This is a genomic window from Streptomyces sp. NPDC048254 (assembly GCF_043201895.1).
Classification (GTDB): Bacteria; Actinomycetota; Actinomycetes; order Streptomycetales; family Streptomycetaceae; genus Streptomyces.
In genome coordinates this window covers 1-17,648 of sequence record NZ_JBICZJ010000027.1, presented here as the reverse complement: position 1 = coordinate 17,648, position 17,648 = coordinate 1, and the positions used below count along the sequence as shown (strand labels likewise).

Here is a 17,648-nt window from a genome sequence, read left to right as displayed (position 1 = left end):
CGCGACAAGCCCCCACCGGGCCCGCAGTTCCCCACCCACCCGCAAAAGAAGGGGGTCCAGGGGGCGCAGCCCCCAGACCCCCCGCGGACCAACTCACGTAGTGCTGCGCCGCCGCCGAGCCCCCGGCCGCCGCTCACTCGGCCGCGTCACCGGATCCCCGGCCTCCAGCGCGCTCGCGCGCCTCCGCAGCCCGAACTCCGCCAGCGCCTCCGCCAGCTTCCCGACCGACGGCTCCGGAGCCATCACGTCCACCCGCAGCCCGTGCTCCTCGGCCGTCTTGGCCGTGGCCGGCCCGATGCACGCGATGACCGTCACGTTGTGCGGCTTCCCGGCGATACCCACGAGGTTCCGCACGGTGGACGACGACGTGAAGAGCACCGCGTCGAAGCCGCCGCCCTTGATCGCCTCCCGGGTGTCGGCCGGCGGCGGCGACGCCCGCACGGTCCGGTAGGCCGTGACGTCGTCCACCTCCCAGCCCAGCTCGATCAGCCCGGCGACCAGCGTCTCCGTGGCGATGTCGGCACGCGGCAGGAACACCCGGTCGATCGGGTCGAAGACCGGGTCGTAGGGCGGCCAGTCCTCAAGGAGCCCGGCGGCCGACTGCTCACCGCTCGGCACCAGGTCGGGCTTCACGCCGAAGGCGACCAGCGCCTTGGCGGTCTGCTCGCCGACCGCGGCGACCTTGATCCCCGCGAAGGCCCGGGCATCCAGCCCGTACTCCTCGAACTTCTCCCGGACCGCCTTCACCGCGTTGACCGACGTGAACGCGATCCACTCGTACCGCCCGGTGACGAGCCCCTTCACGGCCCGCTCCATCTGCTGGGGCGTGCGCGGCGGCTCGACGGCGATCGTCGGCACCTCGTGCGGCACGGCGCCGTACGACCGCAGCTGGTCGGAGAGGGTCGCCGCCTGCTCCTTCGTACGCGGCACGAGTACCTTCCAGCCGAACAGCGGCTTGGACTCGAACCACGACAACTGGTCGCGCTGGGCGGCGGACGACCGCTCACCGACCACGGCTATCACCGGGCGGCCGCCCTCCGGCGAGGGCAGCACCTTCGCCTGCTTCAGGGTCTGGGCGACTGTGCCGAGGGTGGCGGCCCAGGTCCGCTGCCGGGTGGTGGTGCCGGCGACCGTGACCGTCATCGGGGTGTCCGGCTTGCGGCCGGCGGCGACCAGTTCCCCGGCGGCCGCGGCCACCGAGTCGAGGGTCGTCGACACCACGACCGTGCCGTCCGAGGCACCGACCTCGGTCCAGCACCGGTCGGAGGCCGTACGGGCGTCCACGAAGCGGACGTCCGCGCCCTGGGCGTCCCGCAGCGGGACACCGGCGTACGCGGGTACGCCGACCGCCGTGGCGACACCGGGCACGACCTCGAAGGGCACACCGGCGGCGGCGCAGGCGAGCATTTCCTCGGTCGCGTACGTATCAAGTCCCGGGTCCCCCGCTACCGCACGGACGACCCGCCTGCCGCCCCGTGCGGCCTCCATGACAAGATGAGCGGCATCCCGCGCGGGCGGGAGCGCAGCGGTTGTTGACGCTCCGTCAACAACCGTTAGTTGAGGCGTGCCTGTGCCCTGATACGGGTCCGACGAGGAACCCGGATTCATGGGTACGACGGAGACGCCCTGCCTGGCGTGGGCCCTGATCACGTCGAGCACGTCGTGCTCGGCGACCAGGACGTCCGCGCTGGACAGTGCCTCCACGGCACGCAAGGTCAGCAGTCCCGGATCCCCGGGTCCGGCACCCAGGAAGGTGACGTGCCCGTGTTCAAGGCCGGCGGGAAGGTTGGTGGGGCTCACTGTGCTCGCTCCCCCATCAGACCGGCCGCGCCCTGGGCAAGCATCTCGGTGGCGAGTTCGCGACCGAGCGCCGTCGCCTGGTCGTTTGTCTCGGGCACGGGACCGGTGGTGGACAACTGCACCATCCGTGTGCCGTCGGTCGTGCCGACGACGCCACGCAGGCGCATTTCCTTGACAATCTGCCCGTCGGCCAGCAGGTCGGCAAGCGCGCCCACAGGGGCGGAGCAGCCGGCCTCCAGGGCGGCGAGCAGTGATCGCTCGGCGGTCACGGCGGCCCGCGTGAACGGGTCGTCGAGTTCCCCGAGCAGGGCGATGAGCTCCGCGTTGTCCGCGGCGCACTCGATCGCCAGTGCCCCCTGGCCGGGGGCGGGCAGAACCGTGTCGACCGACAGGAAGTCGGTCACCTCGTCGATGCGGCCGATGCGGCTGAGTCCCGCCGCGGCCAGCACCACGGCATCGAGCTCGCCGTCGTGTACGTATCCGATCCGCGTGTCGACGTTCCCGCGGACCGGGACGGTCTCGACGTCCAGCCCGTGGGCGCGTGCGTACGCGTTCAGCTGCGCCATCCGGCGCGGCGAACCGGTGCCGATGCGCGCACCGCGCGGCAGGTCGGTGAACTTCAGCGCGTCCCGGGCGACGATCACGTCACGCGGGTCCTCGCGTACCGGTACGGCGGCCAGGACCAGGTCCTCGGGCTGCGTGGTCGGGAGGTCCTTGAGCGAGTGAACCGCGAAGTCGACCTCGCCGCGCAGCAGCGCGTCCCGCAGGGCGGTCACGAAGACACCCGTGCCGCCGATCTGTGCGAGGTGCTCGCGGGAGGTGTCGCCGTAGGTGGTGATCTCGACGAGCTCGACGGGCCGTCCGGTCACCTGGCTCACGGCTTCCGCCACTCGCCCGGACTGGGCCATGGCGAGTGTGGATCGCCTGGTCCCCAGTCGTAGTGGGTTGTCACTCATTCCGGTCGGTCCTTCTTGTCTGTGCTGTCCACGGCCCGGGAGACGGCGGCCACCGTCTCGGGGTCGAGGTCGAACAGGGTCCGCAGCGCGTCCGCGTACCCGGCGCCGCCGGGCTCCGCCGCCAGCTGCTTGACCCGTACCGTCGGCGCGTGCAGGAGCTTGTCGACGACCCGGTGCACGGCCTGCCGGATCTCTCCGCGCTGCCGTTCGTCCAGGTCGGGCAGGCGCCCGTCGAGCCGAGCGATCTCACCGGCCACCACGTCGGCGGCCATGGTGCGCAGCGCGACCACGGTCGGCGTGATGTGCGCGGCCCGCTGTGCCGCCCCGAAGGCGGCCACCTCGTCGGCGACGATCCGTCGTACCTGGTCGACGTCGGCCGCCATGGGGGCGTCCGCGGACGCCTCCGCCAGCGACTCGATGTCCACCAGCCGCACCCCGGCCAGCCGGTGCGCGGCCGCGTCGATGTCGCGGGGCATGGCGAGGTCGAGGAGGAAGAGCGCGGGGGCGGGCCGGGCGAAGCCGGCGACCGGCTCGGGCCTGCGCAGCTCGGGGATGCGTCCCACCCGGGCGGCGGTCGCGGCGAGCGCGCCGATCAGCTCCGCCTCGGCCTCGGGCGTACGGCGCCCGGCCTCCCGGATGTCGACGGTGCCGTTGTCCACCCAGGCCGCGTGCTGCTCCAGCTCGGCGGCGGCCATCCCGGCGACGGCGGCCTCGCCCATCACGGAGAAACCGCTCTGCTCGGCCGTGAGGTCGAGCGGGCAGTTCTCGTCGGCGCCGAGGCCGGTGACGGCGGGCTTCGGGGCGCCCTGCGCCGGACGGTCGTCCTCGATCTCGGCGACCGGCTCACCGGTCCGCCCCTCGACGGCCGCGGCGACCTCCTCGGCCGTCAGCACAAGTCCGGTGGCCCCGGTGCAGGAGACGGCGACGTCGGCACGTGTCAGCTCGACCGGCACCGAGTCCATCGGTACCGCGCGGGCCACCACGTCCGTGTCGTCGCTGTCGTTCAGGATCTCGGCGAGCCGCTCGGCGCGGTCGTACGTCCGGTTCGCCACGACGATCTCCGCGACGCCCGCCCGGGCCAGTGTCGCGGCGGCCAGCGAGGACATCGAGCCGGCGCCGATGACCAGCGCCTTCCTGCCCTTGGCCCAGGCCTCGACGTCGGCACCGGCGGCGAGCTGCTCCAGGCCGAAGGTGACCACGGACTGTCCGGCCCGGTCGATCCCCGTCTCGGAGTGGGCGCGTTTGCCGACTCTCAGTCCCTGCTGGAAGAGGTCGTTCATCAGCCGGCCGGCGCTGTGCAGCTCCTGCGCCAGGGCGAGCGAGTCCTTGATCTGCCCGAGGATCTGTCCTTCGCCCACGACCATCGAGTCCAGCCCGCAGGCCACCGAGAACAGATGGTGGACGGCCCGGTCCTCGTAGTGCACGTAGAGATAAGGGGTGAGCTCGTCGAGGCCGACCCCGCTGTGCTGGGCGAGCAGCGTGGACAGCTCGGCGACTCCGGCGTGGAACTTGTCCACGTCGGCGTAGAGCTCGATGCGGTTGCAGGTGGCGAGCACCGCGGCCTCACCGGCCGGTTCGGCGGCGACCGTGTCCTGGACCAGCTTGACCTGGGCGTCCGTGGCGAGCGCGGCCCGTTCCAGGACGCTGACCGGGGCGCTGCGGTGGCTCAGCCCGACGACGAGGAGACTCATGCCGGCATCACGGCGGGTACGTCCCCGTCGGGTCCCTGCTCGGTGGACTCCTGGTGGGCGGCGACGGGCTTGACCGGCCCCTCGTGGTCCTCGCCGGCCTTGCGCTGCTCGTGGAAGGCGAGGATCTGCAGCTCGATGGAGAGGTCGACCTTGCGCACGTCGACGCCGTCCGGGACGGTCAGCACGGTGGGCGCGAAGTTCAGGATGGAGGTCACACCGGCGGCCACGAGCCGGTCACAAACCTGCTGGGCGGCACCGGCGGGCGTGGCGATGACCCCGATCGACACACCGTTGTCGGTGATGATCTTCTCCAGGTCGTCCGTGTGCTGCACCGGAATGCCCGCGACCGGCTTTCCGGCCATCGCCGGATCGGCGTCGATCAGGGCCGCGACCCGGAAGCCGCGGGAGGCGAAGCCGCCGTAGTTGGCGAGAGCGGCGCCGAGGTTACCGATACCGACGATCACGACCGGCCAGTCCTGGGTCAGGCCCAGCTCACGGGAGATCTGGTAGACGAGATACTCGACGTCGTAGCCGACACCGCGCGTTCCGTACGAGCCCAGGTAGGAGAAGTCCTTGCGCAGCTTCGCGGAGTTGACTCCCGCGGCGGCCGCCAGCTCCTCGGAGGAGACCGTGGGGACCGAGCGCTCCGACAGTGCGGTCAGCGCCCGGAGGTACAGCGGAAGCCTGGCGACGGTGGCCTCGGGGATCCCTCGGCTGCGGGTCGCCGGTCGGTGAGTTCGGCCAGTTGCCACGGTGCTCCTGCGGGTAGAGCGGGGCTGCGGACGGTCACACGTTCCCAGACCGCCCCGTCGACAGCAGGCTATGTCTTTGTGAACGCGTGCACAAAGATGGTGTCCGATTTGCCCGGCCAACGTGACCGGTGTCACGCGCCCCCGGCGCAGTCTCGGGGAACCGGCGCACACACGCTCGCGCTCCATCTCGGATGGGGGCAAAACAGTACACACTCCTCACGAATCCCGCCCCCGAGACCAGACCGCCGTCGATCCTAAGCGACTTTCCGGCCCGTTTGGACTAGTCAGTCAGTGCCTTGCGGAGGCGCTCTTCGTTCACACGCCAGAAGGTGTGCTGTTCACCGTCGACGAGTACGACCGGAATCTGCTCCCAGTACAGATCGTGCAGTTGCGAATCCTGGGTGATGTCCTTCCCTTCCCAGGGCACCCCCAGCTCGCCGCACACCTTCTCGACCACGACCTGTGCGTCATCGCACAAATGACAACCCGGCTTACGGATCAGAGTGACCAAACGCGCACGAGACGCAGGCGCCTTGCGGCCGAAGAGAGGACTCATGCGGTCCATTCTCCCGCCCTGCCGCGCCACCTGCCGCGCCCTGTTCGACTCCTTGTTTAACGGACCGGTCGCGGAGAGTTCACACCCATCCAACTCCCGCGACTCCGGGACCACCGAACAAACTGGCTATGCTCACGACATGGCCGCTCTCGGATGGCTCACTCCCCGTAGGCGCTCCGCCACGGCGCGGAGCGTGTTGGCAGGCGAGGCCTCGGCGGAGGCCGCGCGCAAGAACCAGGAAGCCCTGGCCGAGGACGCGTCGGCCCGGGCCGGCGGCACCGTGTCCAAGGACGCCGGAGAACCGGACTTCCCGGTGCTCGGCGACACCAAGGCCGCCGCGTTCTTCGACCTCGACAACACGGTCATGCAGGGCGCCGCGATCTTCCACTTCGGCCGGGGCCTGTACAAGCGGAAGTTCTTCGAAACCCGCGACCTGGCCAAGTTCGCCTGGCAGCAGGCCTGGTTCCGGCTGGCCGGCGTCGAGGACCCGCAGCACATCCAGGACGCGCGGGACTCCGCCCTGTCCATCGTCAAGGGCCACCGGGTCGCCGAGCTGCAGACCATCGGCGAGGAGATCTACGACGAGTACATGGCCGAGCGCATCTGGCCCGGCACCCGCGCCCTCGCCCAGGCCCACCTGGACGCGGGCCAGAAGGTGTGGCTCGTCACAGCGGCGCCGGTGGAGATCGCCGGTGTGATCGCCCGCCGCCTGGGCCTGACGGGAGCGCTCGGCACGGTCGCCGAGTCGGTGGGCGGCATCTACACGGGCAAGCTGGTCGGCGAGCCCCTGCACGGTCCGGCGAAGGCCGAGGCGGTACGTGCCCTGGCCGCCGCCGAGGGCCTGGACCTGTCCCGCTGCGCGGCCTACAGCGACTCCCACAACGACATCCCGATGCTGTCCCTGGTCGGCCACCCGTACGCCATCAACCCGGACACGAAGCTGCGCAAGCACGCGCGGGAGATGGACTGGCGCCTGCGCGACTACCGCACGGGGCGCAAGGCGGCGAAGGTGGGCATCCCGGCGGCGGCCGGGGTAGGAGCGGTTGCCGGTGGCACGGCGGCGGCGATCGCGCTGAGCCGACGGCGCCGGTAGCGCCACGCCTGCCGGAACAGCGCCGTAGAACCGCGGGCCGCGTCCCGCCCGCGGGTGGCCTGTGGCCGCTCGCGCAGTTCCCCGCGCCCCTGAGGGGGCGCTCCCCAGCCGTTGCTTTCCAGGTTCAGCCTCCCGCACCCGAACACCCCGGCGCCCCAAACCTCGCGCGCCCGAATTATCGCGCCGCCATCCCAACACGCCCTCGACTTCGCCTCAACACGCATCTTTCTGATCAACAACCGATCACCCTGCGGCACTTGAACCATCCCAAATCGGTTACAGAAGCGACGCAACCGGTGATTTGAGCAACTCGGTGTAGCAGTGCCTGCACGAAGCGTTATTCTCCTCAGACGCAAACCGGTACCCCTCCGTCGCTACGACGGGTGAAAGGTTCCGTACTGCACGTGATGGAAGCTCTGCCTCTGGGAGTCCCGTGTACCCACACGTCGGGGTTGACGCCTCGGGCCTGGCTACGCTGCGCGCAACTGTCGCAACGGTCAAAGAGACGCTGCGCGGCCTTGTCCCGACCGCGTACGCCGTCCCCGCCTTCGCCACCGCCGCACCGATCGGCCCGTGCTACGCACTGGCCGACGGCATGGAACAGGTGCCGGCGCGCAGCGCCGTCGTTGAGGGGCGGCGGTCGGGTGACGGGCGGGACGTCGGCAGACGCGGCCGTGCCACCGGCACCGCCGCGACCACCGCCCGTCGCCCGGCCGCGGACAGCGACAGCGCCCGGATGATGGACCTCGTGGAGCGCGCCCAGGCCGGCGAGTCCGACGCCTTCGGCCGCCTCTACGACCAGTACAGCGACACCGTGTACCGCTACATCTACTACCGCGTCGGCGGCAAGGCGACCGCCGAGGACCTCACCAGTGAGACGTTCCTGCGCGCCCTGAGAAGGATCGGCACCTTCACCTGGCAGGGCCGCGACTTCGGCGCCTGGCTGGTCACCATCGCCCGCAACCTGGTCGCCGACCACTTCAAGTCGAGCCGTTTCCGGCTGGAGATCACCACCGGTGAGATGCTCGACGCCAACGAGGTCGAGCGCTCCCCGGAGGACTCCGTCCTGGAGTCCCTGTCGAACGCGGCACTCCTGGACGCCGTACGACGACTCAACCCCCAGCAGCAGGAGTGTGTGACGCTCCGCTTCCTCCAGGGCCTCTCGGTCGCCGAGACCGCCCGCGTGATGGGCAAGAACGAGGGCGCCATCAAGACCCTCCAGTACCGGGCCGTGCGCACTCTCGCCCGGCTCCTCCCGGACGACGCACGCTGAGCCGGGCACGCTCGGCGACACCCAACTCACGTTCGGTGAAAGCCTGTTGCCTTTCTCAGCCGATCACCGGTCGTCCGTAACCCAAGTGCCGAGCCGCTCGTTGTGCGGGATACAGGCTCCCTGTGGTCACGTCCAGCAAGACCCTGATCACACGATCGTGTGGATTGGTCGAGGGCGTGCAACCCTCAGGACCCCCTGGGGAGTCGACCGTCATGACGAGAGGAGGTGCCGCCAGTGATCGCGAACGTATCGGCGCACCGGCGGGCGAACGCCTTCGCCCAGGCCCTGGAGGAGCAGCCCGACCGGGACCCGGCGGCCGAGCGGTCCGAGGGGCCGGCGGGCGATCCGCCGGCCACGCCGGACCGGGCCGAACGGACCGAGCCGGGCGAGCTGTTGGCCCTGGCGACAGGGCTCGGCGCACTGCCCAAGCCGGTGCTCGACCCGGAGGTCAAGGTCGTCCATCGGGCCCAGCTGGTGGCCGCGATGGAGGCCATGCTGGCGGAGGGCACCCTGGGCGGGGCGGTGGACGCGTCGCTTCCCGAGCAGCGCTCCCACCGGGCCAAGGGCGCACACCGGGCCAGCCCACTGGGCAAACTGCGACCGCGTTCCCGGCTCACCAAGGGCCTGGCCGCGGGTGGCCTGAGCGTCGGCGTGGCCGCCGGAGCCTTCGGCGGGGTCGCCGCCGCCAGCTCCGGCGCCCTGCCCGGCGACTCGCTGTACGGCCTCAAACGCGGCATCGAGGACTTCAAGCTCAACTATCTGGCCGACGGCGACGACCAGCGCGGCCAGACCTACCTCGACCAGGCCTCGACCAGGCTGATGGAGGCCCGCCGGCTGATGGAACGGGACCGCGGCGGCCACCTCGACCACGAGTCGATCGGTGAGATCCGCCGCACCCTGTCCGGGATGCAGCACGATGTCACCGAGGGCCACCGCCTGCTCCATGAGGCCTACGAGCGCGACCCGAACTCGCTGGGCCCCATCCAGGCCCTGTCCGCGTTCGCCCAGTCCCACCGTGAGGCCTGGGGCGTGCTGCGCGACAAACTCCCGGTCCAGCTCGGGGACGTCAGCCAGCAGGTGTCGTCGGTCTTCGACGCCATAGACGAAGAGGTCGCCCCGCTGCAGTCCCTGCTTCCCCAGCCGCCCCAGGAGACCGGCGGCGGCACCGGCAGGCAGGGCTCCGGGACGGCGTCCACCGGCACCTCCGGCAGCCACCGGTCGACGGCCCCGTCGTCCTCGGGCAGCTCCTCATCGGGCCACGAGTCCGGCACCGGCAGCCCCAGCGGCTCGGCCTCCGGCAGCGCCGACGACGGCCTGATCGGCGGCGCCGCGGGCGGCCTCCTGGACCCCCCGAAGACCGGGAGTTCAGGCGGCAGCAGCACGTCCCCGTCAAAGAGCCCGACCAGCGAACCGGACGTCACCCTGCCCCCGCTCCTCCCCGGCCTCCTACCGGGCCTGGGCATCGACAGCGAGGACGCGGGCAACTAGTCAACGAGGCCGCACCCCCGCGCCCCGAAAGGGGCGCGGGGCCGTATCTGATATGCGGCTCCGCCGCGTGGGCGCGACCAGCCCCCACCGGCCGGCACATGCTCACGGCCCTGCCCCTCAGAAGAAAACCGACCGCCGCTGCACAAGCAACTTGTACAGCGTGTGCTGGATCTGCTCCCGCACCTGGTCCGTCAGGTTGAACATCAGCATCGGATCCTCGGCCGCCTCCGGCGGATAGCCGTCCGTACGGATCGGCTCCCCGAACTGAATCGTCCACTTCGTCGGCAGCGGCACCGCCCCGAGCGGCCCGAGCCACGGAAACGTCGGCGTCAGCGGGAAGTACGGGATCCCCAGCACCCGCGCCAGCGTCTTCGCGTTGCCGAGCATCGGGTAGATCTCCTCGGCCCCCACGATCGAGCAGGGAATGATCGGCGCCCCCTGCCGCAGCGCGGTCGACACGAACCCGCCCCGCCCGAACCGCTGGAGCTTGTACCGCTCGCTGAACGGCTTCCCGATGCCCTTGAACCCCTCCGGCATCACCCCGACCAGCTCGCCCTGCCCCAGCAGCCGCTCGGCGTCCTCCGCGCACGCGAGCGTGTGCCCGAGCTTGCGCGCCAGTTCGTTCACCACCGGCAGCACGAAGACCAGATCGGCCGCCAGCAGCCTGAGGTGACGATTCGCCGGGTGATGGTCGTGCACGGCGACCTGCATCATCAGCCCGTCCATCGGGAGCGTCCCGGAGTGGTTGGCGACGATCAGTGCACCGCCCTCGGCCGGGATGTTCTCCATGCCCTTCACCTCGACGCGGAAGTACTTCTCGTACACCGGCCGCAGCATGGACATCAGGACCTGGTCGGTCAGCTCCTCGTCGTAGCCGAAGTCGTCGACCTCGTAGTCCCCGGTCAGCCGCCGGCGCAGAAACGCGAGACCGCGTGCGACGCGCTGCTCCAGGCCGGCGTCGTCGTGCGGCTCCTCCACGCCCGTCTCAGGGCTCTCCCGGGTCACATGGACATCTTCCTGCGCGGGGATCCGCCCGGCGAGAGGCTGGACCTCACGCACCGCCCCGGACTCGCGCACCACCGCCTGCTCGCCGCCGCCCTTGCGCCGGTTCCCCGGCCCCCGGCGCCGGGCCGGCCGCTGCACGGCAGCTCCGCGGGACCGGTCGTCGTCGAACGGAATGACCTTGGCGTCCGCCATCGTGTTGCGCTCCTCAGTTGGCGCTCTGCGTCGGTGTCTTCCCGCCGCTCAGGACGGGCAGGGCGGCGATCCGGTCGACGGCGGCGGCCACCGCCTGCGGCGGCAGCAGCCCCGTGGCCTGGGCGCGCACGAAGTCCGCGAACGTCTCCGCCGTCGTGTACTTCGGCCGGAATCCCAGCGTCTCGCGCATCTGGTCGGTGGCGACCACCCGGCCGTGCGTCAGCAGCCGGATCTGCTCGGGCGAGAAGTCGCTCATGCCGAGCGTCCGCACCAGGGACCCGGCCCAGGTGACCGCCGGCAGCAGCAACGGCACGGTGGGCCGCCCCAGCCGTCGCGAACACTGCGAGAGCAACAGCACACCGTCGCCCGCGACATTGAACGTGCCGCTGTTCAGGGTCCCCCGCGCCGGCTCGTGCGAGGCGATCCGCAGGACGTCGATCACATCGTCCTCGTGCACGAACTGCAGCCTGGGGTCGTACCCGAACACGGTGGGCAGCACGGGGAGGGAGAAGTACGAGGCGAGCGGGGTGTCGGCGGTCGGTCCGAGAATATTGGCGAACCGCAGGACACACACGGCCACGTCCGGCCGCCTTCTCGCGAACCCCCGCACGTACCCCTCCACCTCCACCGTGTCCTTGGCGAACCCGCCGCTGGGCAGCGATTTCGGCGGGGTCGTCTCCGTGAAGACGGCGGGATCCTTCGGCGCGGAGCCGTACACGTTCGTACTGGACTTGATCACCAGCCGCTTGACGGCCGGCGACTTCTGGCAGGCGCCGAGCAGCTGCATGGTCCCGATGACGTTGGTCTCTTTGACGGTGGCCCGGCTTCCGCTGCCGAGCGGCGTGCCGGTCACGTCCATGTGGACGACGGTGTCGGCGCCGGTCTCGGCGAGGATGCGGGCGACGGTCGGCTGGCGGATGTCGGTCTGGATGAAGTCGGCCCCGCCCAGATGGTGCTCCGGCGGCACCGCGTCCACGGCGACGACCCGGTCGACGTCGGGGTCACGCTGGATCCGTCGTACGAACCGGCCCCCAAGTTGACGGGCCACTCCGGTCACAAGCACGACCTTCCCCAAGATCAGCGCCCTTCTTCCGTGTTCCCGTAGTACCCGTAGTTCCCGTATGCGGGCCAACTTAGCGGGTTGATGCTGCGCTGGCATGACCCTCGGCAGGCCAGGGCGAGCCGTCGCGGCCGGAAAATGCGTATGGCCCCCCACCGTACTGGTGGGGGGCCATACACAAGCTCTCGCGGCTCGGCGCCGTAATTACTTCTTGTTACGGCGCTGAACGCGCGTGCGCTTGAGCAGCTTGCGGTGCTTCTTCTTGGCCATCCGCTTGCGCCGCTTCTTGATAACAGAGCCCACGACTACCCTCGCTCACTTCTCATCACTCGGTGCTGGGCGCCATGGGCCCATACGACCTACGAGGGGCTAGCCTACCCGCCCGAGCGCTGAGGTCGTAATCGAGGTGCTCCGGGTATCCCGAAACCGTCGTCAGGCGGTCTCCACCCCCACATAGCTCTCGCGAAGGTACTCGTGTACCGCTTGCTCGGGGACGCGGAAGGACCGCCCCACCCGGATCGCGGGCAGATGACCGCTGTGCACCAGCCGGTACACGGTCATCTTCGACACTCGCATCACCGCGGCGACCTCCGCCACGGTAAGGAACACAACCTCGTTGAGAGGCCTCTCGCCAGCTGCCATGACACACCTGAACCTTCCGCACTCGACGGGCCACCGGCTTCCCCTTCCGGTGACTCTTCGTCGTTGCGTGCTCACTCCCCAATGTAGGGGCGGGTGATGCGAGTGGGGAAGAGGTGCACCCATCGGCGGCCTACTGTGACAGACACGCTCGATTGAGTACGTAGCGGGTAAGCGGCGTGTAGTAATCAGACCGCACGCCGTCATCAACCGGAACGGCGACGGACACGACCCCCTCGGCCTCGCCCACAAAGAGCGCGGGGTCATCCGTATCCGCCAGCCCAATGGCCTCAAACCCGAGCTGACCAGCACCGCAGACCCACCCGTGGTCCCCCACCACCAGCTCGGGCAACGGCCCGCCGCCGCTCGCCGCCGCATCCAGCGCCACCCGAACCGGCAGCGGTGAGTGCGTGTGCGTACCCGGCGCACAACCGGGGCGTTCACCTCCCGATTCCCGCACCAACCCGACACCTTGTACGTAATCGAGGTTGCACGTACGTAGACCGAACCGGGTCGTTATGTCGACACAGCGACCCTGCGCGGGGGTGAGAACCTCACACCCCGCCGCCGACAACGCGTCCGCGAGACCGGCGTAGAAGCCGATCAGCCGATGCGGATGCCCGGTCCCGAACAACACGGGCGCCCGCCGCCGGGCCACGTCCCCCACCCGCTCCGCGAAGGAATCCAGCGCGGCGACGGTCAGCTCCGGATCGATCACATCATGCCCTGAAACACACCGCGGATCGTCCGAAACCCCACACTTGCCCGCCATCAACCGAACCAAATCCCGCTCACTCCACCCCCCTTGCGGATCAATACCGATCAACGCGCGAGGATCCCGATCCGCGAACAGCCGATAACGCCGAAGACTCCGCTCCCGAGAGGAAGCCACCACCCCCGCCAGCCCCACAGCCACCAGATAGTCCCGAAGCCCGCCACCACTCGACACGCCAGAGATAGTGACGGACCCAGCCGCCCGGAAAGCCCGAAACCAGCGGAACACCCCACGGTTGGCGTAACGATCCACCAACCCCTACGCCAGCAACCCCCGCAGCGGATACACGGCCCGCCGAGTAGCCAGCACCGCCTGATCCAGGCGGTCAGCGGGGTCGTAGCCCGCCTCCCACTCCGCCCACCCCACCGGCCACCGCCCGTCCGTCATCCGCCCGGGCCCCAACTGCCGGGTCCGGGCGAACACTTCCTGCCGCCACTCCTCGGGAACCAGCGCCTCAGGCGCGATCTCCCGCCCCGCGGCGATCGCCACCAGGTGCGTCCACGACCGGGGCACGACATCCACCACCTCGTACCCCCCGCCCCCCAGCGCGACCCACTTCCCCCCGGCGTACTCGTGCGCCAGCTCATGGCAGGCGACCTGCACGGCCCGCTGCGCATCCAGAGAAACGGCGAGATGCGCCAGCGGATCCTCGAAATGCGTGTCGGCGCCGTGCTGGGTCACCAGCACCTGCGGCCGGAAGTCGGCGACCAGCTCCGGCACGACCGCGTGGAACGCCCGCAGCCACCCCGCGTCCCCGGTCCCCGCCGGCAGCGCCACATTCACCGCGGCACCCTCCCCCGCCCCGGCCCCGACCTCCGTCGGCCAGCCGGTCCCCGGGAACAACGTACGAGGATGCTCATGCAGCGAGATCGTCAGAACCCGCGGATCCTCCCAGAACGCGGCCTGCACCCCGTCCCCGTGATGCACGTCGACGTCGACATAGGCGACCCGCTCGGCCCCGAGCTCCAGCAACCGGGCGACGGCGAGCGAGGCGTCGTTGTAGATACAGAACCCGGAGGCCGCCCCCGGCATCGCGTGATGCAACCCACCCGCGAAGTTCACGGCATGATCGACGTCTCCCCGCCACACCGCCTCCGCCGCCCCCACCGACTGCCCCGCGATCAACGCGGACGCCTCGTGCATCCCGGCGAACGCGGGATCGTCCAGAGTCCCCAGCCCGTACGACTGGTCAGCCGCCGCGGGATCGGCCGAGGCCGCCTTCACCGCCTCGACGTAGTCCTCCCGGTGCACCAGCCGAAGCGTCGACTCCCCGGCCGGCTTCGCCGCGACGACGTCCACCACCCGGTCGAGCCCGAACGCGTTGACCAGTCTCCGGGTCAACGCCAGCCGGACCGGATCCATCGGATGGCCCGGACCGAAGTCATAGCCCGTTACTGCCTCGTCCCACATCAGCTGTGCGCGGCCGCTCATGTCCGCCACCGTATCGGTCCGGCCGAACCGCGAACGAACGGGCGTACACCAACGTCACCAGCACCAACACCATCGGGATCAGCATCGCCCCGCGATAGCTCCACGCGTCACCCAGCGCGCCCACCAACGGCGAACCGATCAGGAACCCGACGTAGTTGAAGATGTTCAGCCGGGCGATGGCCGCATCCGAATCCCCCGGGAACAGCCGCCCGGCCGCCGCGAAGGTCTGCGGCACCAGGACGCACAACCCCAGCCCCAGCAGAGTGAACCCGACCATCCCGACCCACGCCCCGGACGCCCCCGCCACCACCGCGAACCCGACCGCCGCCACCAGCGCCCCCAGCCGTACGACCGCCACGGCCCCGAACCGCCGTACCCCGAAGTCCCCGATAGCCCGCCCGACCAGCGTGGTCACCATGTACACGTTGTACGGCACGGTGGCCAGCTGCTCGCTGCTCCCCAGCACGTCCTTCAGATACTTCGCACTCCAGTTGGAGACGGTCGAGTCCCCGATGTAGGCGAAGGTCATCACCAGACACAGCGGCAGCAGCAGCTTGAAGACGACACCACCGCCCGCACCGGCGCTCGTCCCGTCCGCCACGTCCGCCGCGTCTTCCGCCGACGCCGGCTTGCCGTCCACATACCACCGGCTCCCCACCAGCGCGGCCGGCAGCAGCACCGCGACGACCGGCAGGTACGACACCCACAGCGCGAGATGCCAGTGCGCCCCCACCCAGGCCAGCGAGGCCCCCAGAATCCCGCCCAGGCTGTAGGCAGCATGGAAGCTGAGCATGATGCTGCGTCCGTACGTCCGCTGCAGGCTCACCCCGAGCATGTTCATCGAGGCGTCCAACGCCCCGACCGCCAGCCCGAACGCGGCCAGCGCGACCGCCAGCTCGGCCACCTCGCTGCCGGCCCCGACCCCGAGCAGCGCCAGCATCACCACGGGCTGGGACCAGCGCAGCAGCCGACTCGGCCGTATTCGCTTCACCAGCTGCTCGGTGGTCACACTGCCGACGCCCGCCAGGATCGGCACGGCGGCGAGAAAGACCGGCAGCAGCGCGTCGGAGACGCCGTACCGGTCCTGGATGGCGGGAATGCGCGTCACGAGCAGCGCGAAAGTGGCGCCCTGTGTGAAGAAGCTGAACGCCAACGAGGCCCTACCGCGCCGCAGCACATCTGTCATGGCGGCGAGCGTAGGGCCCCGGCGTACTCGTGGGTAGATCCAGCCAAAGATGAATTTCCTTCAGCTTTACCTTCGGCGGGGTCGTTCGGCGGTGTCAGGCGGCGACAGCCACCGGACGCTGCACGCCGTCCTCCGCGTCCTCCGTGGCCTTCACCTCGGCGGAGATCATCCGGGCCATCGGCTCGGCGGCGAGCCCGCCGCTGACCACCATCCCGATCCCGATCGCACTGACCAGGATGACCGTGCCGAGCCACACCATGGTGTCCACGGGCAGGGTGTACGCCCCGACGATCCGCACCGCGCACTCGGCGAGCAGCAGCACGCCCCACACGAGAGAGTAGACCCGCTCCGACCGCCGGAACGCGGCGGACCCGGACCTCAGCCGCTCGAAGGCCGCCTCCCTGGCCGCGTCGCCCTTCAGCACGAACGGCTTGAGCCCCTCGGTCATCATCGGCCGGCCCATCACCACCGACACCAGAATCGCGATCCCGATCGCGCTGCTGACCCCGCTGTCCTTGGCGAGCATCAGCCGCGGGTCGCCGGAGACGAAACTCAGCGCCAGCGAGACCAGGTTCACCAGCAGGATGAGCCCCGCGAACGCGTTGCCCCGACGCTCCTTGACCACGCTCCACACCGTCCGCAGGGCCGGCACCACACTGCTCCAGGCGAGCGCCGCGAAGGTGCTCATCCCGAAGGCGCCCTTGAAGAGGTAGTACGACCCGAGGGGAACCGCCACGTCCACGATCAGCGGCTTGAAGTTCTCCAGCACGCTGGGCTGCTGCTTGTCCTGGTCGCTGTTCCGGGCCCCGGCGTTCGTCGTCTTCGTCATGCTCTTAGCTTCGCGTCCGGGCGGGGTCCCCCAGTAGAAACGATCGTCCGTAGCTCGGCATGACAATTGTCAGCCCCGCCGTGCTGCCCTCGGTCATTCCAGCAGGTCAGCCAAGTGCCCCAGATCGGAGAAGAGTTGTGTGGCCCCCCGCAGCCGGTCGGCCGGTGTCATCGCCGTGAACCCGTACACGTCCATGCCGGCCGCGACAGCCGCCTGCACACCCAGCGGACTGTCCTCCACGACGGCACAACGCCCCGGCGCGACCCCCATCCGCTCGGCCGCGTACAGGAAGAGGTCCGGCGCCGGCTTCCCCCTCCCCACGTCCTGCGCACTGAAGATCCGCGACTCGTCGAACCACCGGTCGAGCCCGGTCGTCCGATGCCCGACCCGAATCCGCTCATGACTCCCGGACGACGCCACGCAGTACGGCACCCCGTCGGCCGCCAGCCGCTCAAGCACCTCCGCCACCCCGGCGACGGGCTTCAACTCGGCCTCGAAGGCGGCGAACACCCGCGCATGGAAGACGTCATCGAAGTCGCCGGGCAGCCGCTGCCCGGTGCGCTCCTGGACGAGGTCATGGATCCGGTGCATGGCGGATCCCATGTAGTCCCGTATGGAGTCCTCGTAGGAGGTGGGATGCCCCAGCTCGGTGAGATAGGCGGCCAGGAGCCGGTTGGAGATGGGCTCGCTGTCGACGAGGACGCCATCGTTGTCGAAGATAACCAGGTCGTAGCGCATACCACCGAGCTTAGACGCAGCCGCAAACATGGCCGGGAATACGCCCGGAAATGCAGAAAGGCCCACGCCATGACGGCGTGGGCCTTTCTTAAAATTTGTTCGGCGGTGTCCTACTCTCCCACAGGGTCCCCCCTGCAGTACCATCGGCGCTGTAAGGCTTAGCTTCCGGGTTCGGAATGTAACC

At 70.1% G+C, this 17,648-nt stretch carries 17 protein-coding genes and 1 rRNA gene; 3 read left to right on the top strand and 15 right to left on the bottom strand.

What is annotated here, in order from left to right; translation table 11 throughout:
• Nucleotides 1-93: 93 nt before the first annotated feature.
• The 5 genes from ACGFZQ_RS46505 to ACGFZQ_RS46485 form a co-directional block, all read right to left on the bottom strand.
• Complete coding sequence (locus tag ACGFZQ_RS46505) at nucleotides 94-1,800, bottom strand: uroporphyrinogen-III synthase (protein WP_393845594.1); 1,707 nt, start codon at nucleotides 1,798-1,800, stop codon at nucleotides 94-96.
• Entirely contained in the window at nucleotides 1,797-2,756 is a 960-nt protein-coding gene (gene hemC / locus ACGFZQ_RS46500; protein ID WP_393845593.1) for a hydroxymethylbilane synthase, read from the bottom strand. The genes ACGFZQ_RS46505 and hemC overlap by 4 nt, the downstream gene beginning before the upstream one ends.
• Nucleotides 2,753-4,447 (bottom strand): glutamyl-tRNA reductase, encoded by a 1,695-nt coding sequence (locus ACGFZQ_RS46495; protein WP_393845592.1) that lies wholly within the window; start codon nucleotides 4,445-4,447, stop codon nucleotides 2,753-2,755. The genes hemC and ACGFZQ_RS46495 overlap by 4 nt, the downstream gene beginning before the upstream one ends.
• Nucleotides 4,444-5,199, bottom strand: coding sequence for a redox-sensing transcriptional repressor Rex (locus ACGFZQ_RS46490; RefSeq protein WP_351741278.1), 756 nt, complete (start codon nucleotides 5,197-5,199; stop codon nucleotides 4,444-4,446). Before ACGFZQ_RS46490 ends, ACGFZQ_RS46495 begins: the two co-directional genes overlap by 4 nt.
• A 280-nt stretch (nucleotides 5,200-5,479) precedes the next feature.
• Entirely contained in the window at nucleotides 5,480-5,755 is a 276-nt protein-coding gene (locus ACGFZQ_RS46485) for a glutaredoxin family protein (protein ID WP_351741281.1), read from the bottom strand.
• Nucleotides 5,756-5,894: 139 nt separating this feature from the next.
• On the opposite strand from ACGFZQ_RS46485, the gene ACGFZQ_RS46480 reads away from it, so the two are divergent.
• From ACGFZQ_RS46480 to ACGFZQ_RS46470, 3 genes are all read left to right on the top strand, one after another.
• On the top strand, nucleotides 5,895-6,848 hold the full coding sequence (locus tag ACGFZQ_RS46480) for an HAD-IB family hydrolase (protein ID WP_351741284.1): 954 nt from the start codon (nucleotides 5,895-5,897) through the stop codon (nucleotides 6,846-6,848).
• A gap of 433 nt (nucleotides 6,849-7,281) precedes the next feature.
• Nucleotides 7,282-8,121 (top strand): ECF subfamily RNA polymerase sigma factor, BldN family, encoded by an 840-nt coding sequence (locus ACGFZQ_RS46475; RefSeq protein WP_393845591.1) that lies wholly within the window; start codon nucleotides 7,282-7,284, stop codon nucleotides 8,119-8,121.
• Nucleotides 8,122-8,355: 234 nt separating this feature from the next.
• Nucleotides 8,356-9,609, top strand: a complete 1,254-nt coding sequence (locus ACGFZQ_RS46470) for a DUF5667 domain-containing protein (protein ID WP_351741289.1) — start codon at nucleotides 8,356-8,358, stop codon at nucleotides 9,607-9,609.
• 117 nt (nucleotides 9,610-9,726) lie between these two features.
• On the opposite strand, the gene ACGFZQ_RS46465 is transcribed toward ACGFZQ_RS46470, so the two are convergent.
• The 10 genes from ACGFZQ_RS46465 to rrf form a co-directional block, all read right to left on the bottom strand.
• Nucleotides 9,727-10,806 carry a lysophospholipid acyltransferase family protein gene (locus ACGFZQ_RS46465; RefSeq protein ID WP_393845590.1) on the bottom strand — a complete coding sequence of 360 codons (1,080 nt, stop codon included), beginning with the start codon at nucleotides 10,804-10,806 and terminating at the stop codon, nucleotides 9,727-9,729.
• A 13-nt stretch (nucleotides 10,807-10,819) separates the two neighbouring features.
• On the bottom strand, nucleotides 10,820-11,881 hold the full coding sequence (locus ACGFZQ_RS46460) for an NAD-dependent epimerase/dehydratase family protein (RefSeq protein ID WP_393845589.1): 1,062 nt from the start codon (nucleotides 11,879-11,881) through the stop codon (nucleotides 10,820-10,822).
• A 189-nt stretch (nucleotides 11,882-12,070) separates the two neighbouring features.
• Nucleotides 12,071-12,169 (bottom strand): 30S ribosomal protein bS22, encoded by a 99-nt coding sequence (locus ACGFZQ_RS46455; protein WP_003948845.1) that lies wholly within the window; start codon nucleotides 12,167-12,169, stop codon nucleotides 12,071-12,073.
• Nucleotides 12,170-12,298: 129 nt separating this feature from the next.
• On the bottom strand, nucleotides 12,299-12,508 hold the full coding sequence (locus tag ACGFZQ_RS46450; protein WP_067299677.1) for a helix-turn-helix domain-containing protein: 210 nt from the start codon (nucleotides 12,506-12,508) through the stop codon (nucleotides 12,299-12,301).
• A 130-nt stretch (nucleotides 12,509-12,638) separates the two neighbouring features.
• On the bottom strand, nucleotides 12,639-13,454 hold the full coding sequence (locus ACGFZQ_RS46445; protein ID WP_382547293.1) for a phosphatase: 816 nt from the start codon (nucleotides 13,452-13,454) through the stop codon (nucleotides 12,639-12,641).
• 84 nt (nucleotides 13,455-13,538) lie between these two features.
• The gene (locus ACGFZQ_RS46440; RefSeq protein ID WP_393845588.1) at nucleotides 13,539-14,711 is read right to left on the bottom strand and encodes an acetoin utilization protein AcuC; all 1,173 of its coding nucleotides are present in this window, start codon (nucleotides 14,709-14,711) and stop codon (nucleotides 13,539-13,541) included.
• Nucleotides 14,662-15,897: an MFS transporter gene (locus tag ACGFZQ_RS46435; RefSeq protein ID WP_393845587.1), complete on the bottom strand. Its 1,236-nt coding sequence runs from the start codon at nucleotides 15,895-15,897 to the stop codon at nucleotides 14,662-14,664. The genes ACGFZQ_RS46440 and ACGFZQ_RS46435 overlap by 50 nt, the downstream gene beginning before the upstream one ends.
• 94 nt (nucleotides 15,898-15,991) lie before the next feature.
• The gene (locus ACGFZQ_RS46430; RefSeq protein ID WP_393845586.1) at nucleotides 15,992-16,726 is read right to left on the bottom strand and encodes a VC0807 family protein; all 735 of its coding nucleotides are present in this window, start codon (nucleotides 16,724-16,726) and stop codon (nucleotides 15,992-15,994) included.
• Nucleotides 16,727-16,819: 93 nt separating this feature from the next.
• The gene (locus ACGFZQ_RS46425; protein ID WP_393845585.1) at nucleotides 16,820-17,464 is read right to left on the bottom strand and encodes an HAD family hydrolase; all 645 of its coding nucleotides are present in this window, start codon (nucleotides 17,462-17,464) and stop codon (nucleotides 16,820-16,822) included.
• 97 nt (nucleotides 17,465-17,561) lie between these two features.
• Nucleotides 17,562-17,648 (bottom strand): 5S ribosomal RNA (rrf, locus tag ACGFZQ_RS46420); the annotation flags it as partial.